The 19,631-nt window shown below is 45.0% G+C and carries 12 protein-coding genes; 8 read left to right on the forward strand and 4 right to left on the reverse strand.

Features of this window, described 5'->3' with window-relative positions; all coding sequences use genetic code 11:
* Positions 1–106 precede the first annotated feature (106 nt).
* The gene (locus tag AC5JM2_RS11600) at positions 107–3,160 is read right to left on the reverse strand and encodes a DEAD/DEAH box helicase (RefSeq protein ID WP_495835029.1); all 3,054 of its coding nucleotides are present in this window, start codon (positions 3,158–3,160) and stop codon (positions 107–109) included.
* A gap of 307 nt (positions 3,161–3,467) precedes the next feature.
* On the opposite strand from AC5JM2_RS11600, the gene leuS reads away from it, so the two are divergent.
* The 8 genes from leuS to AC5JM2_RS11640 all read left to right on the forward strand — a co-directional run bounded on the left by leuS (position 3,468) and on the right by AC5JM2_RS11640 (position 13,974).
* Positions 3,468–6,041, forward strand: coding sequence for a leucine--tRNA ligase (gene leuS / locus AC5JM2_RS11605; protein ID WP_495835030.1), 2,574 nt, complete (start codon positions 3,468–3,470; stop codon positions 6,039–6,041).
* Positions 6,042–6,402: 361 nt separating this feature from the next.
* Positions 6,403–7,095 (forward strand): MIP family channel protein, encoded by a 693-nt coding sequence (locus AC5JM2_RS11610; RefSeq protein ID WP_495835031.1) that lies wholly within the window; start codon positions 6,403–6,405, stop codon positions 7,093–7,095.
* A 117-nt stretch (positions 7,096–7,212) separates the two neighbouring features.
* The gene (locus tag AC5JM2_RS11615; protein WP_495835032.1) at positions 7,213–7,947 is read left to right on the forward strand and encodes a glutathione peroxidase; all 735 of its coding nucleotides are present in this window, start codon (positions 7,213–7,215) and stop codon (positions 7,945–7,947) included.
* A 330-nt stretch (positions 7,948–8,277) separates the two neighbouring features.
* Positions 8,278–10,038 carry a Rieske (2Fe-2S) protein gene (locus AC5JM2_RS11620; RefSeq protein WP_495835033.1) on the forward strand — a complete coding sequence of 587 codons (1,761 nt, stop codon included), beginning with the start codon at positions 8,278–8,280 and terminating at the stop codon, positions 10,036–10,038.
* Positions 10,039–10,558: 520 nt separating this feature from the next.
* On the forward strand, positions 10,559–10,951 hold the full coding sequence (locus tag AC5JM2_RS11625) for a MarR family winged helix-turn-helix transcriptional regulator (protein WP_495835034.1): 393 nt from the start codon (positions 10,559–10,561) through the stop codon (positions 10,949–10,951).
* A gap of 171 nt (positions 10,952–11,122) precedes the next feature.
* On the forward strand, positions 11,123–12,265 hold the full coding sequence (locus AC5JM2_RS11630; protein ID WP_495835035.1) for an FAD-dependent oxidoreductase: 1,143 nt from the start codon (positions 11,123–11,125) through the stop codon (positions 12,263–12,265).
* A gap of 82 nt (positions 12,266–12,347) precedes the next feature.
* Entirely contained in the window at positions 12,348–13,217 is an 870-nt protein-coding gene (locus AC5JM2_RS11635) for an alpha-ketoglutarate-dependent dioxygenase AlkB family protein (protein ID WP_495835036.1), read from the forward strand.
* Entirely contained in the window at positions 13,105–13,974 is an 870-nt protein-coding gene (locus tag AC5JM2_RS11640) for an NmrA family NAD(P)-binding protein (protein ID WP_495835050.1), read from the forward strand. The genes AC5JM2_RS11635 and AC5JM2_RS11640 overlap by 113 nt, the downstream gene beginning before the upstream one ends.
* Positions 13,975–14,068: 94 nt before the next feature.
* Here the strand turns inward: AC5JM2_RS11640 and AC5JM2_RS11645 are convergent, their stop codons facing one another.
* The 3 genes from AC5JM2_RS11645 to AC5JM2_RS11655 form a co-directional block, all read right to left on the reverse strand.
* Positions 14,069–14,644 (reverse strand): Uma2 family endonuclease, encoded by a 576-nt coding sequence (locus AC5JM2_RS11645; RefSeq protein ID WP_495835037.1) that lies wholly within the window; start codon positions 14,642–14,644, stop codon positions 14,069–14,071.
* A 90-nt stretch (positions 14,645–14,734) separates the two neighbouring features.
* A complete protein-coding gene (locus AC5JM2_RS11650) occupies positions 14,735–15,304 on the reverse strand; it encodes a transposase (RefSeq protein ID WP_495835038.1) in 570 nt (189 codons plus the stop codon).
* A 199-nt stretch (positions 15,305–15,503) separates the two neighbouring features.
* The gene (locus tag AC5JM2_RS11655; protein ID WP_495835039.1) at positions 15,504–19,493 is read right to left on the reverse strand and encodes a magnesium chelatase subunit H; all 3,990 of its coding nucleotides are present in this window, start codon (positions 19,491–19,493) and stop codon (positions 15,504–15,506) included.
* Positions 19,494–19,631 lie beyond the last annotated feature (138 nt).

Genomic DNA, 19,631 nt, shown 5'->3' on the forward strand with positions numbered 1-19,631 from the left:
CGTATCCCTCTTTTCATTCCCTACACGATAATCATTATTAGTAAAAAACTCGAATTTTAAAAGTGAAGGATAAACTGAGACACTCATTTTTGAAGCATATCATGAGTTAAAATCTCATTTTTTGTTTCAAATCACAAGAAACAATTTCATTCACAAACCGTTTTGGTTCATTTCCCCGAATCCAAGGTGTAACAATCGTCAGTTCCTGTTCAGCTTGCTCAATAGCATCTTGAAAAAGTTTTAAATGGTTACAATCATAAACTGGCTGACTTCCTGCCTGCTGCTCAGGAATTTCTGCCTCAGTCTTGTACTCTAAAATAACTCCATGCTCTCGAATATGTTCAACAAGCCGACGGGTATAACCTCCTGCTTTCTCTAACCGATAAAGGTTCCCAACTAAAATAAAAAGTTCTTCTGCTCTAGATACAGCAACATTGAGAAGATTCGGTCGTTTGTTAATCCAGTTATAGTTATCCAGCGGTTGGCAAACCTTTGTGGATAAAATAATTACTTTCTTTTGAGAACCTTGAAAGTTGTGAATTGTGCCAATATTAGAATCTTTATCATCTTTCCGCATAGCAGGAAATTGTTTGAGTAAACTATTCTTCAATGCATCAGCATGAACGCGAAAAGGTGAAATCACACCAATGTCTTCTGGTGAGTAACCCTGGTTAACCAGATGTTTGATTAATTCATGTACCGCAGTAAGCTCTTGCTGATTAACTTTACCTTTGATGTTTCCCTCAACGTGGTAAGCAATTAAATTTGTTTCTAATGGTGAAGAGGTTGGTTTTGTTTTTACCTCTAATCCGTACCCAACGATGCGATCGCAATATTGAATAATGCTAGGCTGACAGCGATAATGTTCAATCAGGCGAATACCTTCACCTGTATCACCTTCTTCTCCACTTGCTCCCGCAGCTCGATGATAGGTAGTCGCGCATTCTATCTGCTCCGGGCTGTAACAATGGTAATCAGTTTCGGATAATCCACAATCAAGAAAAGCTGTTTTGCAGTATTGCTCGCGTCTTTGGCTTGCTAGTGAGATGATAGGCTCAATTTGTAATGGATCACCAACAATAATGGCGTTGCGCGATCGCACTAGCAATGGAAACGTCTGATGTAGTGGAATCATTCCCGCTTCGTCTACAATCGTGCGATCAATGCATTCCTTCACCGATGGCAGCATATTTCGCACAGATTGTAAAGTACAAGTAATGACAGGAAATATCAAACTCAAAACTCTCAGGTAGTCATCTGAATTTTTGGCAAAAGTGTTAGGAGTTTGATTATTTCCAGAGAAAAAGTTTGAATATGAAGTCAAAGCCTGCTTGACATCTTTCTTGTTTCGCAGTGCGTGTTGATTAAGAAATTGCCGCGATAATTCAAATAATTTTTTGTGTTCTTCATGATAGTCTTCATGGAAGGAACTATAAAAATCTTTTGGTTGAGTTTCCAACCTGCCTTCTAAAGCAGTCAAATTTCTAAGTGTTTCATCACGCTCGTTACCAAAACGGATTATATTATCTGAATTTTCCTTTAATTGGACTTGTACACCTTGTAACTCTCTGGCTTTATCAAGTCTTCCTTCAATGAACCCCGCTTGTTGAACCAAGATACTACGACTGGTAGGGTTTTCAACAGGAAAAGGAGTATCACGGGTTTGTAGAATATATTCTTGGCATCTCGAAGCCGTTCTTGTCACAATATGTGTCTCTGTTGTGCGAGTCACCCAAAGCCACAGCTTTCTCCACCAGGGTAAATTTACTCTGGGTAGCTGTAATATAGCATTATCAAAAATAATCTTAATTTTTTGATAAATATCTATTGGAAATTGTGCATAAAGTTCTAATTGTCTTGCCCTTCTCTCAGACTGAATGATAGCGGCGTTGGCGCTTTCCAGTTCTAATTCTAGTTTTTGTATTTTTGCCTGAAGTTGAGGTTGTTGCGCTTCATCTGAGGCACGTTGGCGGCACAGGTTTAAATAATTATTCTCGTGAAATGTTAAATCGGATTTGATTCTTTTTATTTCTTCTGCTAAATCATTGTAAATATTTTCATCAAAATTATTCTTTTCTAAATAATCAAGAATTGCACTTTGTAACTGTTCTTTAGCGCCTCCAGGAGAATCAATATTAGCTTTACTTCCTCCTTTTAGATATAAAAATTTCTCGTTGAGAGGTTTATCTTTTAGATAGTCATCCAGTTTTTCAATGACATTCGTAACAGCTTTATTGACTGTACTGCTAACAACCGTCAAGTTATTGATATCCTCACCAGTTTCAATTAAATGTATTGCCCGCTTTACAGCTTGTTGAGCAATCACATGAAGGATGAGAGTCGTTTTTCCTGAGCCTGGAGGTCCTTGGACAGCAGTTATGGTTTCTGTTTGAGCGTGTTTCAGTGCTTTCAATTGCGAGTCGGCAGGCGAATTTGTTGGGAAAGCACCCATGTACGTTATTTTGTATTTTGGAAGCTCTGGTTTGCCAAATAGATATTCATAGGCTGGATGCTTTTGTCTAAACCAATATCTTTGATTATCCTTATAATTTTTGAGGATATCCTTTAAGTCAGATCTGAGATTCCAATAAAACTGACTTCCCTGAAACTCAAACAAGTACGGCTGTGGTTTAATCTCTTGATTTTCAGATGAGCGAGGTATACTGACTGATTTAATCCAGTTTTCATAAGTTTCTTCAAAATCTAATCCGAAGATATTATTCAGTAAGTGCCTCAACCCATTTTGAATGTTCAATTGTTCGCGTTCTTCGTCATCTAATTTGATAAAGGTGGCTAAATTTTCTCCGGCTTCCGTCAGTTTCAGTTCATCAATATTCCATCCTTCTGCTTGATATGCTCCTTGAAGAATGGATGTTATGTCCAAGGTAAATAGAGGACGAAAATAAGATTTTTCTTCTTCTTGCGTACGAATTTGAGGAAAGGATAATGCCCAGAGTGTCTCTTGACTTGATTGCCCTTTATTAACTTCTTTTTGCAACTCTGAAAAGGTATCTTGCTCAATGAATACACGATTGCCTTTCAGGTTTACATCTCGCTGCTTTACTTTATCTGCTGAAATTTTGGCTTGACTATAATCCTCCAAAGCAATGAACTTTAACCATGCGTTGAGAATGGGTTCTACTTTGCTGGCTTTGTTCAAAACACCCTCCTGGTTGCTGCACTTGCTTGATTGTATTATAGGTTACTAGTTACTGTGTCCAATACAAAGCATTAACCCGCAAGCCAAAGCACAGGCATTGCTATCATCAAAGATAATGGCAGGGTCAAGAGATTTTGTTTTTGGACGCAGTCTGATTTAACTGGCAACTTGGATCAAGAAATTCGACAGAACAATAAAAACATATAAAACAAGTTCAAGAGTCGCATTGCAGCCATCACGGTAACTCTAGAGTATGCCACAATAGCGAAACAGAAGCGACTATTAAATTCAGTTAGGAGTTCTCGTTGTGGAGTCCCGATATAACCCAGCAGCAATTGAGGAAAAATGGCAAAAAACATGGACTGAACAAGGCTTAGATAAAACTATTACAGATAGCAATAAGCCAAAATACTACGCGTTGTCCATGTTCCCTTATCCTTCGGGCAGCCTGCACATGGGTCACGTCCGTAATTATACGATTACTGATGTAATTGCTCGCCTCAAACGGATGCAAGGTTATCGGGTACTACATCCTATGGGTTGGGATGCTTTTGGCTTACCAGCAGAAAACGCCGCGATTGATCGAGGAATACCGCCTGCAAAGTGGACGTATGAAAATATGGCTCAGATGCAGCAACAATTAAAGCGTCTTGGTTTGTCAATTGATTGGGATTGCGAACTTGCCACGTGTTCGCCTGATTATTATAAGTGGACGCAATGGATTTTCTTGCAATTTTTAAAAGCGGGGTTGGCTTACCAAAAAGAAGCTGCTGTAAACTGGGACCCAATTGACCAAACTGTCGTCGCAAATGAGCAAGTTGATAGCGAAGGACGTTCCTGGCGTAGTGGTGCCAAAGTTGAACGCAAACTCTTGCGGCAGTGGTTTTTGAAGATTACTGACTACGCTGAAGAATTGTTGAATGACCTCAACAAATTACCAGGTTGGCCTGAACGCGTCAAGTTGATGCAGGCAAACTGGATTGGTAAATCCACAGGGGCGTACTTGGAATTTCCCATTGTTGGGATGGAAGAAAAAATCGGCGTGTATACCACACGTCCAGATACAGTTTTTGGCGTTAGCTACGTTGTGTTAGCGCCAGAACATCCTTTGACAAAGCGCGTCGCGACACAAGAACGAGAAGCAGAAGTAGAAGCTTTTATTCAAGAGGTTTCCAATCAAAGCGAGTTGGAACGCACCGCTGAAGATAAACCCAAGCGTGGAATTCCCACTGGGGGTAAAGCAATAAACCCGTTTACTGGGGAAGAAATTCCTATCTGGATTGCTGATTACGTGCTGTACGAGTACGGTACGGGCGCAGTGATGGGCGTTCCCGCACACGATGCACGAGATTTTAAGTTTGCCAAGGAACAGAATCTGCCTATTAAAGTGGTGATTGTACCACAGGCAGAAGCAGATAAGGATTCTACTCCACAAGCGGCATACACAGAACCAGGAATTGTGGTTAATTCCGGTCAATTCGATGGCATGGCTTCCACAGATGCTAAGAGTGCGATCGTGGAATACGCTGAACAACAAAGTTTTGGCAAAGCACGGGTACAGTATCGCTTGCGCGATTGGTTGATTTCACGGCAAAGATACTGGGGCGCACCCATTCCAGTGATTCACTGTCCGAGCTGTGGCACAGTACCAGTTCCAGAAGAAGATTTGCCAGTGCAGTTGCCAGAAAATGTTGAATTTTCTGGACGCGGACCCTCACCCTTGGCTAAATTAGAAGATTGGGTGAATGTGCCTTGCCCAACTTGTGGTACTCCGGCAAAGCGGGAAACTGACACGATGGACACCTTTATTGATTCCTCGTGGTACTTCTTGCGCTTTACCGATGCTAAAAATGAGCAACAGGTTTTTGATTCAGCGAAGACAAATGACTGGATGCCAGTGGATCAATATGTAGGTGGTATTGAACACGCGATTTTGCACTTGTTGTATTCGCGGTTCTTTACAAAAGTATTGCGAGACAGAGGTTTGTTGAATTTTGATGAACCCTTCCAACGCTTATTGACTCAAGGCATGGTGCAGGGTTTAACTTATTTAAATCCTAACAAGTCTGGAAAAGATAAATGGATTCCTTCCTATCTTGTCAGCAATCCGGATGACCCTCGCGATCCGCAAACAGGTGAATTATTGCAACGCCTTTACGCCACCATGTCTAAGTCTAAGGGCAACGGTGTCGCACCAGAAGAAGTTATCAGCAAATATGGTGTGGACACTGCCCGGATGTTCATCTTGTTCAAAGCGCCCCCAGAAAAAGACTTGGAATGGGATGAAGCTGATGTGGAAGGACAATTCCGCTTCTTGAACAGGGTTTGGCGATTGGTAACTGATTTTACCCCCCAACCCAAAGCCGCTAATCATAAGCAAACTCAATTGAGTAAAACGGAAAAAGACTTGCGGCGGGCAATTCACATTGCTATCAAAGAAGCTACGGAAGATATGGAAGGTGAATATCAATTCAATACGGCGGTATCAGAATTGATGAAGTTGAGTAACGCTTTGGCTGACGCTAGCTGCAAAGATTCACCAGTTTATGCAGAAGGTATTCAGACATTGATAGTGTTACTGGCACCTTTTGCACCTCACATTGCTGAAGAATTGTGGCAGCAATTGGGTAATAACGAATCAGTCCACAAACAAGCTTGGATCAAGTATGATGAATCTGCCTTAGTTGCTGATGAAATCACTTTGGTGATTCAAGTTAACGGCAAAAAGCGTGCAGATCTTCAAGTTCCAGCACAAGCAGATAAAGCAGAGTTGGAAAAGTATGCCCGTGAGTCAGAAATTGCCCAGCGTTTCATCGAAGGTAAGGAAATTAAAAAGGTGATTGTGGTGCCAGGAAAGTTAGTAAATTTTGTCGTTGGTTAAAGGGTTTTTCTCACTGACGAAATGAATAAAAAGAAGAAGGTGATATCTTTGTTGCCTTCTTTTTTATTTATAATTTTTTATAGAATATGGTTTATAGCAGTCGAAGCGTAGATTAGGACATAAACTAATGAGAAAATACGAATCCCACAATACTTTCAAGCCTGTTAAGCGTTAAGCGTTAAGCGTTCCCTGCTATATCAGCTTTTAGACAAACTAAAGTTCGTGCTACGAGATATCTGTCTCACACAGATACTCTTTCTTTTATCTTTATACAACTAACTCATAGCCTGCTTAACTTTTTGCGATCGCTGTTTAGTTTAAAGTCTAGTTGATTTGGAAATTGTGGAGATCACCAAGGGCTATGAATCCAAAGGCTTTAATTGCAGAATTTATAGGGACTTTTGCCCTAATTTTCGTTGGCATTAGTTCTATCGCTACAAATCACATTACAAAAATTGGAACTCTCTCACCTGTCGATTTAGTAGCAATTGCCCTTGCCCACGGTTTTACAATTGCTGTTATGGTCAGTGCGACAGCTGCTATCAGTGGTGGTCACCTTAACCCCGCCGTGACTTTTGGAGCTTTATTAACTCGCAAAATTGATGGCAAAAATGCTGTAGGGTACATAATATCCCAATGTTTGGGCGGAATCTTCGCCGCTAGTATAGTCAAGCTAGCTATTCCCCTAGAAGCACTCCAAGCTGTGGGAATGGGTACGCCATCTCTCGGTAAAAATATTACTCCTTTGATGGGTTTAGTCATGGAATTTATCATGACTTTCTTTCTCGTATTCGTTATCTTTGGTACAGCCATTGATAAACGCGCACCCAAAATGGGAGGCTTGTTTATTGGTTTGACAGTAGCTTTAGATATCCTGGCTGGTGGTGCAATTACTGGTGCGGCAATGAATCCAGCGCGTTATCTTGGTCCTGCTTTAATAACAGGTAGACTCCAGGATTTCTGGCTATATTGGATTGGTCCTTTAGGTGGTGGCGCAGTTGCGGCTTTGCTGTATCATTATCAACTGGAAGAAAAAAGCAGCCACAGTACCTGAGGGCTGACCTAGATCAAATAATTTCTCTACCAAATATCATATTCATAAAATTTGCCCTTGAAAGTCGAATTCATTATGAGTATGATTTAGAAGTAGATTCACTAAGGAGCTAAGCTTATGTTGGCTAATCGAGAAGGGCAAAAAGTTCCCAGTATTACCTTTCGCACCCGCAAGGACAGTGATTGGGTGGATATGACTACCGATCAGCTATTCGCAGGTAAAACTGTGGCAGTCTTTTCCCTACCGGGAGCATTTACTCCTACTTGCTCATCAACTCATGTTCCTGGGTACAACTATCTAGCAAAAGTTTTTAAAGAAAATGGCGTGGATGATATCGTCTGCGTCTCCGTGAATGATGCTTTTGTGATGAATGAATGGGCAAAAGACCAACAAGCAGAAAATATAACTTTTATACCTGATGGCAATGGTCAATTCACAGAAGGCATGGGAATGCTTGTGGATAAATCAGACCTAGGGTTTGGCAAACGCTCTTGGCGCTATTCTATGTTGGTCAAAGATGGGGTCGTTGAAAAGATGTTTGTTGAGCCTGAAGAACCAGGCGATCCCTTTAAGGTATCTGATGCAGAGACAATGCTGCAATATATCAACCCTAAAGCCGGGAAACCTGAACTGGTTTCTCTGTTTACAAGAGTTGGTTGTCCCTACTGCGCCCGTGCCAAATCTATGTTGACAGACCGTGGCATTGGTTACGAAGAAATTGTTTTGGGTAAAGATGTCACACCTCGCACTTTACAAGCTGTCACAGGTGCATCCACTGTTCCCCAAGTGTTTGTTGATGGCAAACTCATTGGTGGTTCTGAAGCATTGGAAGCTTATTTAAGTGCTAAGTAGCGTTGTAGCTCTTGATTGGCAGGCATATAGCCTGTGAATGAAGTAGGGTGGGTATTGCCTATACTTACCCTACAGTAAATGTGTATTTCAAGGCGATCGCCCCCTTGAGGCGATCGCCTTAAGGCAAAATCCCTGCAAACAACACAGATAAAAAAATTAACGCCCATATTGGTTCTGGAACAGCACCAGGGAAAGCCGGACAAAACGGGCATTGACCAACTTAACAAAATTTAGAATCAATTTCTGCTCAAACTCTAAAAAATTCGCCAGAGTAGAAAGTAGAGGATATCACCGGTGCTTCTGATCCCCTACTTTTCACTAAAGGTGCATATGACTCAAACTTTAAAACCCACAACAAGTAAAAACCGATACGTTCGTGCTGCCAAACTTGCAGATGTTCAAGCAGCAGGGAGTTTGATCGTTAATCTGGAAAAGCACACCATTGCCCTGTTCTACTCAGACAACAAAGTCTATGCCATAGATAACCGTTGTCCTCACATGGGTTTTCCCCTCCACGGGAGTACTTGTAAAGATGGCATTGTCACTTGCCCTTGGCACTATGCCCGCTTTGATCTTGCGAGTGGGGGAACATTCGATTCTTGGGCGGATGATGTTCGTGCCTTTGCTGTAGAAATTCGGGATGGCGAAGTGTGGGTGAATTTGAGTCCTCAAGTTGACTCTTATGTCCACCACCGCCAACGGCTTGAGGATGGGTTAGAACAAGGCATTTCTCTGGTGATTGCCAAATCTGTGATTGCCTTACTAGACATGGGGGTAGATGCTAGCGAATCCTTCCAAGCAGGATTAGAGTTTGGCACCCGTTACAACAAACAAGGTTGGGGCGCAGGCTTAACCATCCACACCTGCATGATGAACTTGCTGCCCTATCTGGATGCAGAAGACCGACCTCTTGCCCTTTATCAAGGACTTTCAGCTGTAGCCCGTGACAGTGCAGGTGCGCCACCTCACTTTGTAGTTCATCCATTGCCCAATTCCACAGCTGACATCGAGACTCTCAAAAGTTGGTTCCGTCAGTTTATCGAACGTCGGGATAGTGAAGCGGCAGAACGTTGTCTAATATCTGCAATTCGGATGGGTGCTGATAACAAACAAATAGCAGATATGTTATTTGCTGCTGCTACAGACCACCGCTATATTGATGTCGGTCATACACTCGACTTTATTAACAAGGCGTTAGAAGCACTTGATGCGATCGATTGGCAGGGTGCTGAGAAAGTTTTAGCAAGTTTGATTTCTGGTTTGGCAAATGCCTCCCGCATGGAAGAGTCAAATTCCTGGCGCTACCCTGTGGATTTAGTCGAAATTTTAGAGTCTGCGTTTGAGGAGTTACCCGCAGCCTTGGAAGAAGGACGCCCTCAATGGGGAACTTGGTCTGGTCGAGAAGAATTGGTTCCTATTCTATTAGGTGAAGATGCCCAAGCTATAACCGACGCGCTATTGACTGCACTCAAACAAGGTTGCACTCAAGAGCAATTAGCAGGTGTCGTTACTTACACAGCCGCCCTGCGGGTTGCCCGATTCAATACCAATAACGATTTTGGAGACTGGGACACAGCACACCATCCCTTCACCTTTGCCAATGCAGTTCATCAAGGATTGCAACGGGTGCCGTCGTTAGAGTTACTTCGGGGTGTGTTTGATGCTGCTATAAGTGTGTACCTCAACCGCTTTTTGAATGTGCCACCGGCCCGACTTCCAGAAGCAAAACAACCAGTTGAAAATCCAGAGAAATTGCTTGAACAATTGCCAGAGTTGTTGAATCGTCAACAGCAGGTGAATGAAGCAGGTCAGTTAGTAGCCCAGTATCTTTACGGTGGTGGCAATCCACAAAAACTACTGGCAATGCTGGGTAAATTAATGCTACGAGAAAATCGGGATTTTCATGTTACTCAAGAAGTAGAAGCCGCTTTCCGTCAGTATTCTGTCTTGGGTGTAACTCCTGCTGGTATTCACGTCTTGGTTGCTGTAACAAGGTATATAGCAGCACACGCGCCGACAATGCGATCGCAAGTCCAAACATATCAAATTGCACATCGGTTGCATAAGGGCGATCGCCTGTTTGAGGAGTGAGAAAGTTTTCGATCACAGAACTGAACCGCTGGTATAGTTCTATTCCCAATCGTAATCCTTCTCTGTAATAGGGATATTATCAACACTTGGCGATACGCTACGCGTATCGCCTTCGGCTTATCGCACTCCTGGTGATGAGGTTAATGTAGGCGAACGCACCCTTGATATTCATACTCTTGTAAAGGCGATGCTCCAGCAGGGAGCCGAAGCATTGCTGATCGCTTCTCAATTTTATTCTGTACTTGCCTATTATGTGTAAATAGTTCTTACTGCTGGTTTTGCAACCAAACTGCCAAGTCGGATATTTCGGAATTGAGCTTGGTAATATCTTCTAAATAGGTTTGGTCTGAGTTGGAAGATTTCATAAAATTATTTTGATAAATTTTAATAGCTTCTTTGTCAATTTACCGATAATACGATAGATGCCCGAATTTTGGGAAACAAGAACGTGCCTTTTTACCATAAGAAAAAAACGCCCGCGTCGAACGCTTTAACCGATCTGATTCGCGCCGTACTTCGTATGAACGCAACGGTGCAAAAATCAGGAACACGCCTAATGCGGGGTACGGGAATAACCAATGCTCGGTGGCAAATGCTGAGTGAGTTATTTGCACTTGAAAAGCGCGTCACGGTAAGCGAATTGGCGCGGCATATGGGCTTAACACGGCAAGCCGTACAACGACTCGCTGACGACATGGCAAGCGACGGTCTGGTTGAGTTTGCCGAAAATCCCGGCGATGCCCGAGCGATGCACTTGCTTCTTACGGAAGCTGGCAGGGCAACGTATCACGATGCGTTGGAGCGCGAATGGCAGTGGACAAATGCGATCGCCGAAGACTTTGACGCGGAACAAATCACTCGTGCCGTGGCACTTCTGGAAGCCATTACGCAGAAGATGCAAAACGATGATTGACAACATATTGTCAATACGCTAGCATTCATAATGATGCACTTTATCACATTCGACGCAAAAATTAAAGGCGAAAGGGAATGGAAAAGATGTTGTCAGAATCAGGACTCGCACTGATTACCTAGCACCCGTCTATGTGCGCAACCAAATCCAAAGGAACTATGAGGGACTATCATGAAATCTTGCGAAGAGCTACGGGACGGAGGTAAGGTCGCCATCGTCGGAGCTGGTCCAGCTGGTACGATGTTGGCGCGGCTATTACAGACACAGGGCTTCTCCGTGAAGGTCTTCGAGCGTGACGCCTCGCCGACCTCGCGGTCGCAAGGCGGCAGCCTCGATCTGCGCAAGAACGCCGGCCAACGGGCGATCGAACAGGCTGGGCTGATGGAGGAATTCCGTCGCCTCTCGCGTAGTGACGCCAAGGCTTTCAAGATGCTGGATTCGCGAGGCAAGCCGCACCCTGCGGACGAAGCCGGAACCCACGAGGAGGCCGGGCCGGAGATCGACCGCGGTGATCTCCGTCAGATGCTGCTTGGTTCGCTCGCTCCCGACACAATTGCCTGGGGCCACGCCGTCAACGATGTCTTGCCCGAGGTGGACGGTCGGTGGCGCATAGAGTTTAAAGATCAAGCACCCGTCACCGCCGATCTCGTCGTCGGTGCCGATGGCGTCGGCTCCCGCGTCAGGCCCTGCCTGACGCGGGTCCGCCCGCGCTACACCGGCATGACGATGCTTGCGGGCGTGATCCGCAAGGAGCTTTGGCGCGGCTCCGAACTGTCGAACCTTCTGGGCGAGGGTTCGGTGATGTTCGCCGAGCATCACCAGACCATTTTCGTGCAACGCTGCTCCCGCGACTTGATCCTTCTCTATTACTCGATGGTGGTTGCCCAGGACTGGCCTGCGGCGCAAGGCTTCGCGCTCGACGACAGCAAGGCCGTCCTCAACGCTATCACTGCCGCTTATCACGATTGGTCGCCCGAGCTGTTGACGATGCTGACACAAGTCGACGGCAATTTCCATCGCTGGCCTCTGTCCGTGATGCCGCCGGACCACCGGTGGGAGACGCGGCCGGGTCTTGCCATGGTCGGCGACTCGTCGCACGCCATGCCGCCGTTCACCGGCAAGGGGGTGAACCTTGCACTGCTCGACTCGCTCGAACTGGCCGACGGCTTAGTGGCCAATCCGGCCGCCGAGGTCACGGAGGCCGTGAAAAAGTGCGAGGCGCGTATGCAGGAGCGGACACGCAATGAGATTTCGGAATGCCTGGAAGTCGGACGACACATTTACGGACTCGAAATCGACTTTAGCAAGCCGTAGTGAAGTGATGCCGAAATCCAAATTCAATCATCCCTGTTAAGGATCAACCATGACTATTGATAACAATAAAGGGAGATGCAGCATGAGTAGTTTGCTAACCAAAATAAAGCCGCCCGTTCTGTTTTACCCGAATTTTCTCAATTCGGTAGATGACTTCGATTGGTTTCAAAAGTCCAAGGAACTCGAATGGACTCGGAGCGAAATCAATATATATGGAAAATCAATTCCCGTACCGCGTGATGAGTCCCTGTTTGGCGACGACCTGCACTACGAATATCGTGGCACCAAGATTGAAGCCGCTCCCTGGCCCGACTTCTTGCTAGAAGCCCGCGATCGCATTCAAGCATTGAGCGGATATCAGTTCAATTTTGTAGTCGGTAATCGCTACCGAACAGGCAAAGACTCAATTGGCTGGCACTCTGATAATTTCCCTCAGATCGGTAAAAGACCTGCGTTAGCCGAAGGCTTTGGCGCAGCCATCGCCTCTTTAAGCTTAGGTAGCACTCGCAAATTTAAGCTGCGGCACAAGGACAGCGGTGAAACTGTTGAATACCATCTAGAGAGCGGGTCTTTGTTGATCATGCTTCCTGGCTGTCAAGAAGACTGGGTTCACACGGTTCCAAAAACCGCTCGTCCAGTTGGCGAACGAATCAACTGGACGTTTAGACCACATGTGGAGGCGATCGGTAATGGTGAGCAAAAACCTGAGCGCGATCTTCCCCGGTCTCTTTGGGGCAAAAGCCAGGTGTGGCAGGTCATAGGCAACGTTATGCCGCTTGAGGGTTACCTTCTGACTTCCACCCAATCAAATCACGTGAAACGAAATATTTATGAAAGTTATAGTAACAGGTTCGTTAGGAAACATCGGCAAGCCCCTGGCAACCGAGTTAGTACAAAAAGGTCATACAGTTACGGTTATCAGCAGCAAGCCGGAAAAGCAAAAAGACATTGAAGCCAATGGCGCGATCGCCGCCATCGGCTCATTGGAAGACGTTGATTTTCTGGTGTCTACCTTTACCGGAGCCGATGCCGTCTATGCTATGGTGCCGCCAAACTTTACCGCACCCGATCCGAGAGAGCATTACCGGAGAATCGGCAGCAGCTATGCACAAGCCATTCAACGGTCGGGCGTAAAGCGTGTGGTTCATCTCAGCAGTTGGGGCGCACATTTAGATAAGGGCACCGGATTCATCGTCGGTTCTCATGATGTAGAAGGCATTCTGAATGAGCTGTCAGACGTAGCCATTACGCATCTGCGCGCTGGTTACATCTACTACAATCTTTACAGCTTTGTTGACATGATAAAAGGTCAGGGCTTTATCGGTGCAAACTATGGTGGTGACGACAAGATCGTAATGGTTGCCCCAAGAGATATTGCCGCCGCCGCTGTAGAAGAGATAGAAACACCTGCTACCGACAAGAAAGTGCGCTATGTGGCGAGCGACGAGCATACTGCCAACGAAACCGCTGATATCTTAGGCATCGCTATTGGTAAGCCGGATTTAAAATGGGTAACTTTTACTGATGAGCAAATGCAAGATGCTTTGGAAAAGAAAGGAATGCCGGCACATATTGCCGCTAAATCTGTTGAATTGGGTGCCAGCATTCACAGCGGCGCATTGCGGCAGGATTACGAACTGCATAAGCCAATTGCTATGGGCAAAGTAAAGTTGGAAGATTTTGCAAAGGAATTTGCTGCTGGTTTTTAAAAAGGTTGATTGTCTTTGGCGACAGCTATAATTGAAATAATTCTAGTTGTTGAGCAGAAACACCTGTTTCCATTTGCTTTACAAACGCCCCAATTTACCAAATAGCCTCAAGATTTAACACAAATCCAGGTAGCACATCCTCGCCTGACAAACTAACAGGAGATTCCAACACTTCAACCTCTTGCCCAATTCGATAAATCTCTACTTGCCGAGATTTACGATTAATTAACCAACCCAAACGAGTACCATTCTCTTGGTATTCTTTCATCTTCTCCCGAGTCACTTTCAAACTATCACTCGGCGAAAGTAATTCAACTACAAAATCAGGACAAAGTGGTAGAAATCTTGTTTGTTGTTCTTGAGTCAGTGCATTCCAGCGTTCCAGTTTCACCCAAGCAGCATCAGGGGAACGATCCGCGCCGTTAAAAAGTTTAAACCCTGTTGAAGAATCGAAAACTATACCTAGTTTTTTTTGTTCATTCCATAACCAAATTTGACCAGTTAGTCCAGCATTACGGTTTCCTGTTTCTCCCCCTGTGGGTGGCATAATAATTAATTCTCCTGTAGCAGTGCGTTCAAACCTCAAATCGCGGTTTGCCTGACATAGCTGGAAAAATTGCTCATCTGTCAGTTCAATCACAGGATTGAGATTAACTATTAGGGCATTCATAGGGGGATTTAAGATTGGGGTATCTATATTTTACCGATTCTATTGTAGAGACGTTGCATGCAACGTCTCTACAACGTGGAATGCAATGCATCACATCCACAAATTTGCTGGATTATTCTTGTCATGTTCCCATTTAACAGAGTTATAAAGTATGTACTCTCGAATCTGGTCTAGAGAACCATCAGCGCGAATTATGTGTTCATAAAATCGCTGTTGCCAAGCAAACTCAGGATAACCGTTCATTCTGCACCATTTGGTAACAGCAGATTTGTAAGAACGTAAAATTACACTTAAAGTACCAGCTTTGGGAGAAATTTCCGACGCTGCTTTGGAGATATCAGATTGATTGAAATTTGTAGAGACATTGCATCCGAAAGTTCTACATTCAGAACGTTCAATAACAACAATTCCATGCATGTGATTGGGCATTATTACATACGTGTCTATATAGGTATCTTGACAATGTTTAGGAATTTCTACCCAAAATTTTTCTGCTATTTGCCCAATCGTTGATAAATGCATCTGACCATTTATTACATCACCAAAAAACCATTGGCGTTCATTGGTGCATATGGTCACAAAATAGTATCCATTTGCGGCATAGTCCCGATTCGGCAAACGAATAGATTCAACACGATATTTATTTTTGAATAAGGTCATTCAGTTGGTTTCAAAAAATTGTGTAAAGACGTTGCGTGAAAAATCATATAGAAACGTTCCACAGAATATCTCTACATAACAGACAACGTGTAGAGACGTTGCATGTGAGTCCAGCGCTGCGGGAGGGAAACCCTCCGCAGGCGACTGGCGAACCCGAAGGGCAACGTCTCTACATTTCGCGTCTTTACACGGTTATAACCTACTCAATTCCTTCAATCCGATCTTCAACCTCCTGATACAATTCGCGTAGCAATTCCAAATTACTCTCGCTTGTCTCCCAGTAACCGCGCCCATTGACTTCCAATAAAGTGGAAACAACTTTGCGGAAAGAATGAGGGTTGAGGTTCAACAAACGGTTCCGCATTGCTTCATCTTTGATGAAGGTTTCATTGGTGTCCTCATAAACCCAGTTATCCACAGCACCTGCGGTTGCACTCCAACCCATTGTATTTACCAAGCGTTTGGAGAGTTCGCGCACACCTTCGTAACCGTGAGACAGCATTCCTTCGTACCACTTGGGATTTAACAATTTGGTACGAGTATCCAAACGCACGGTTTCTGATAAGGTACGAACTTGAGCATTAGCTGTGGTGGTGTCGGCGATGTAAGATGCTGGTGTTTTACCATCACCCCGCAAGGTAGCGACAACCTTTGTGGGATCAGAATCAAAGTAATGGGAAACATCCGTCAAGCTAATCTCGGATGAGTCGAGATTTTGGAAAGTGACCTCAGCAGTTTTCAAGGTTGTTTCAAAAATCTTTCGGGATTCTGCCATCGTACCGGGGTTATCGGCACTGAAGGCAAAGGATTTGCGGTTGAGGTACATTTCCTGCAACTCGGCTTCGCTGTCCCAAGTGCTGTTTTCTACCGCCAAGTTGATATTGGACGAGTAGGAACCAGAAGCATTGGAAAACACGCGAGTTGCTGCTTGGCGCAGGTTGATCCCCATTTCCTCTGCTTGGTCGAGAGCATGTCTGCGGACGTAGTTCATTGATGGTGGTTCATCTGCTTCCGCCGCCATTTTCACCGCTTGATCTAGCAAATTCATTTGGTTGATGAATAAATCGCGGAAGACACCAGAACAGTTGACAACCACATCAATACGCGGACGTCCCAACTCTTGTAGAGGTATTAATTCTAACTTATTAACCCGTCCCAAAGCATCGGGAACCGGTCGTACTCCCACCATCCACATAATTTGTGCCAGTGATTCCCCGTAGGTTTTGATGTTATCAGTTCCCCATAGCACACAAGCGATGGTTTCGGGATACTTGCCGCCGTTTTCTGCTTTGTTACGCGCCAGCAATCGGTCTACAACGATTTTCGCCGACTGTACAGCAGCAGTTGTAGGAATCGATTGGGGATCGAGGGCGTGAATATTTTTACCTGTGGGCAAAACATCTGGGTTACGAATCGGATCACCACCAGGACCTGGAAGGATGTACTCGCCTTCTAAGCCTTTGAGTAATGCGCCCAGTTCATTATCAGCGCAGATTTGCTGTAAGCAGAATTCCAAATACTCAAACAGTGGTTTGAGTGCTGTCGCATCCACCTTGGTATAACCTGCTTTGTGCAGTGCTTCTACCCAAGGTTCTTTTTTGCCCATGTTGAAGAAGTTGAGCTTGGAAACGAGGGAAACTCGTCCTTCTGCGTCGATTTGCTCTTTCACAAGGGCGGAAACTGCAGCGCGGGTTGTCATTGTGATGTCTTGCAGCAGCTGGACATCATCTAAAATGCCTTTGTCGCTGTTTTGGTATACTTCGTCGATGTTACGCCCAATACTGCTTGCGATAATCCGGGGTAGACTTTGAATCTCTTCCTCTGAACGGTCTAAGTTGGCAATGTTGACCAGAGTAGCGATCGCCTCTTCCGCCGATGGTGGTTTACCAACAACGTGTAATCCACATGGCAACAATCGCGATTCAATTTCCATCAACTTGCGATAAACCGAGCCAACAATATTATCGCGTTCTTCGGCGGTCATATCTTTGGCATCTTGCTCGCTCAAGGCGATGTCCTTATCCAAGTTCACCATCCGGCATTTATCCATGATGGTGTTCACAATGGGAATACCGCGTCCAGTATCTTTCAAGGTTTGGTAAGAAGCAATCAACTCGCTGAGTTCTTTCAAACCTTTGTACAATCCAGCATTTTCTGCTGGGGGAGTCAGGTAGGAAATTGTCTCTGCGTAGCTGCGACGCTTGGCAATTGTCGCTTCACTGGGGTTATTTGCGGCGTAGTAGTAAAGATTAGGAATTGTGCCAATCAAATTATCTGGATAACATTCTCCAGACATCCCCATCTGTTTTCCTGGCATAAATTCCAAGGAACCGTGAGTCCCGAAGTGCAGCACAGCGTCAGCTTGCCAAATTTGCTCCAAGTAGGTATAATACGCCGCAAAACCGTGGTGTGGACTTGCAGAACGCGAGAACAACAACCGCATGGGGTCACCTTCGTAACCAAAGGTGGGCTGAACACCAATGAAGACGTTACCGAATTGCTTACCATAAATGAGCAGGTTTTGTCCATCGCTGTTGAGTTGTCCGGGAGGTGGTCCCCAGTTTTCCTCAAGGCGTTGTGAGTAGGGTGTGAATGCTTCATACTCAGGAACCGACATCCGATAAGCAATGTTGAGTTCGGGGCTGTTGTACTGCGCCTGCGCGTCGTGGATGACTTCTTCCATCAACTCCTTGGCGGACTCAGGCAAGTCTTGCACATCATACCCGTTGTTCTGAAGTGCTTTCATCACCTCGTAAATTGAGCCGAACACATCCAAGTATGCGGCGCTTCCCACGTTGCCTTTATCTGGTGGGAAACTGAAAACGGTGATGGCAACTTTCTTGTTTAACTTTGGCTTGCGGCGCAGGTTAGCCCATTTGAGGGCGCGTTGTGCAACTATTTCGATGCGATCTTGCAGGGCGATCGCCTTCCCTGTTGTCCCATCCCGTCCTGATAAAATTATCGGTTCAATTGCGCCATCTAATTCAGGAATGGCAATTTGCAACGCCACCTGAATTGGGTGTAATCCCAAATCGCTATCCTGCCATTCTTCCGTTGTTTGGAAGACCAGAGGCAACACTACCATGTAAGGACGGTTCAGCCGCTTCAGGGAATCAATTGCCTTAGGATGGTCTTGGCGTGCTGGTCCACCTACTAGGGCAAAACCTGTCAAGGAGACGACAGCATCCACTAATGAGGTTTTTGTTGTTGGTTCGTACAAGTACGCATCCACAGGTTTGGAAAAGTCCAAACCTCCAGCAAACACAGGAACAACCCGTGCGCCCATAGCTTCGAGTTCCTGCACCATTGCCACATAATGGGCATCATCACCAGTCACAAGGTGTGTCCGCTGTAACACCAATCCAACACAAGGTGCTAAGGGATCTTTTAAATCATTGAGAATATCTTTACGACTGTTGTACCAGTTGAGGTATTCCTTGACATCTTCAAACATTGTCGGCGCTAGAGGATGCCAAATTCCCATATCGGGATAGACAACTGGTGCTTTGTATTGTACTGACGTAAAAGTTCTCGTCTCTACATTATTTTTCAAGACGTACTTATCAGCTAGCATCAGCAAGAAGTTTTCCAAGTTGTCTGCAGAACCCCCCAGCCAATACTGAAAGCTGAGCATGAAATTTCGGGCGTCCTGTGCTTTGTCCATTGGCAGATACTTCAGGACTTGCGGCAGTGTCCGCAGCAGCTTGAGCATTCCATCTTGGAAGCCAGCGCCAGATTTTTCCTTGCGCTTCCGCATGAATTGTGCGATCGCACTTTTCGATTGCCCCAATTGTGCTAAGGAGAAACTGCCCATTTTATTTAGGCGCATAACTTCGGGCATTGAGGGGAACACAACCGCAACGTCCAGGCGATCGCGATATGGTGCTACTGCTGCGACTAACTTCTGTGCTAAGTCTTCTATAAAAATCAGCGAGGCAATAAAGATATTGGCACTTGCCATATCTTTTTGGAACTCCTGGTAGTTCTCTTGGTCTCGGAGTTCTTCAATCAAGTAACCACTAATTTCAATCGCCAAATTGGGATGATTTTGGTTAATTTCCCGAACCGCTTGTGACAATGCACTCTGGTATTGGGACTCTAACACGACATAGACCACCTTAATTAAATGACGCCCCCGTAGGTTATCAGGCACAATATGTCTAATGGTGGACTTGACGTGAGTGAACATGCTTCCTTGGCTCCTTTGATGCGTGTTCTCGTTTTGTAAAGTTATGTCAGGCAAAATTTGCCTAATGATGACTTTGTTTGTTCGGCAATATGAGATTTTTATCAGAAAATGCTTGCTTAATGGGGATTTTGTCGCCCA

It is taken from the genome of Brasilonema angustatum, from assembly GCF_059505445.1.

Coding starts and splice junctions, on each gene's coding strand:
- AC5JM2_RS11610 (WP_495835031.1), top strand. CDS start 6,403: ATGAATCCAAAGGCTTTAATTGCAGAATTTATAGGGACTTTTGCCCTA.
- AC5JM2_RS11615 (WP_495835032.1), top strand. CDS start 7,213: ATGTTGGCTAATCGAGAAGGGCAAAAAGTTCCCAGTATTACCTTTCGC.
- AC5JM2_RS11620 (WP_495835033.1), top strand. CDS start 8,278: ATGACTCAAACTTTAAAACCCACAACAAGTAAAAACCGATACGTTCGT.
- AC5JM2_RS11625 (WP_495835034.1), top strand. CDS start 10,559: ATGAACGCAACGGTGCAAAAATCAGGAACACGCCTAATGCGGGGTACG.
- AC5JM2_RS11630 (WP_495835035.1), top strand. CDS start 11,123: ATGAAATCTTGCGAAGAGCTACGGGACGGAGGTAAGGTCGCCATCGTC.
- AC5JM2_RS11635 (WP_495835036.1), top strand. CDS start 12,348: ATGAGTAGTTTGCTAACCAAAATAAAGCCGCCCGTTCTGTTTTACCCG.
- AC5JM2_RS11645 (WP_495835037.1), bottom strand. CDS start 14,644: ATGAATGCCCTAATAGTTAATCTCAATCCTGTGATTGAACTGACAGAT.
- AC5JM2_RS11650 (WP_495835038.1), bottom strand. CDS start 15,304: ATGACCTTATTCAAAAATAAATATCGTGTTGAATCTATTCGTTTGCCG.
- AC5JM2_RS11655 (WP_495835039.1), bottom strand. CDS start 19,493: ATGTTCACTCACGTCAAGTCCACCATTAGACATATTGTGCCTGATAAC.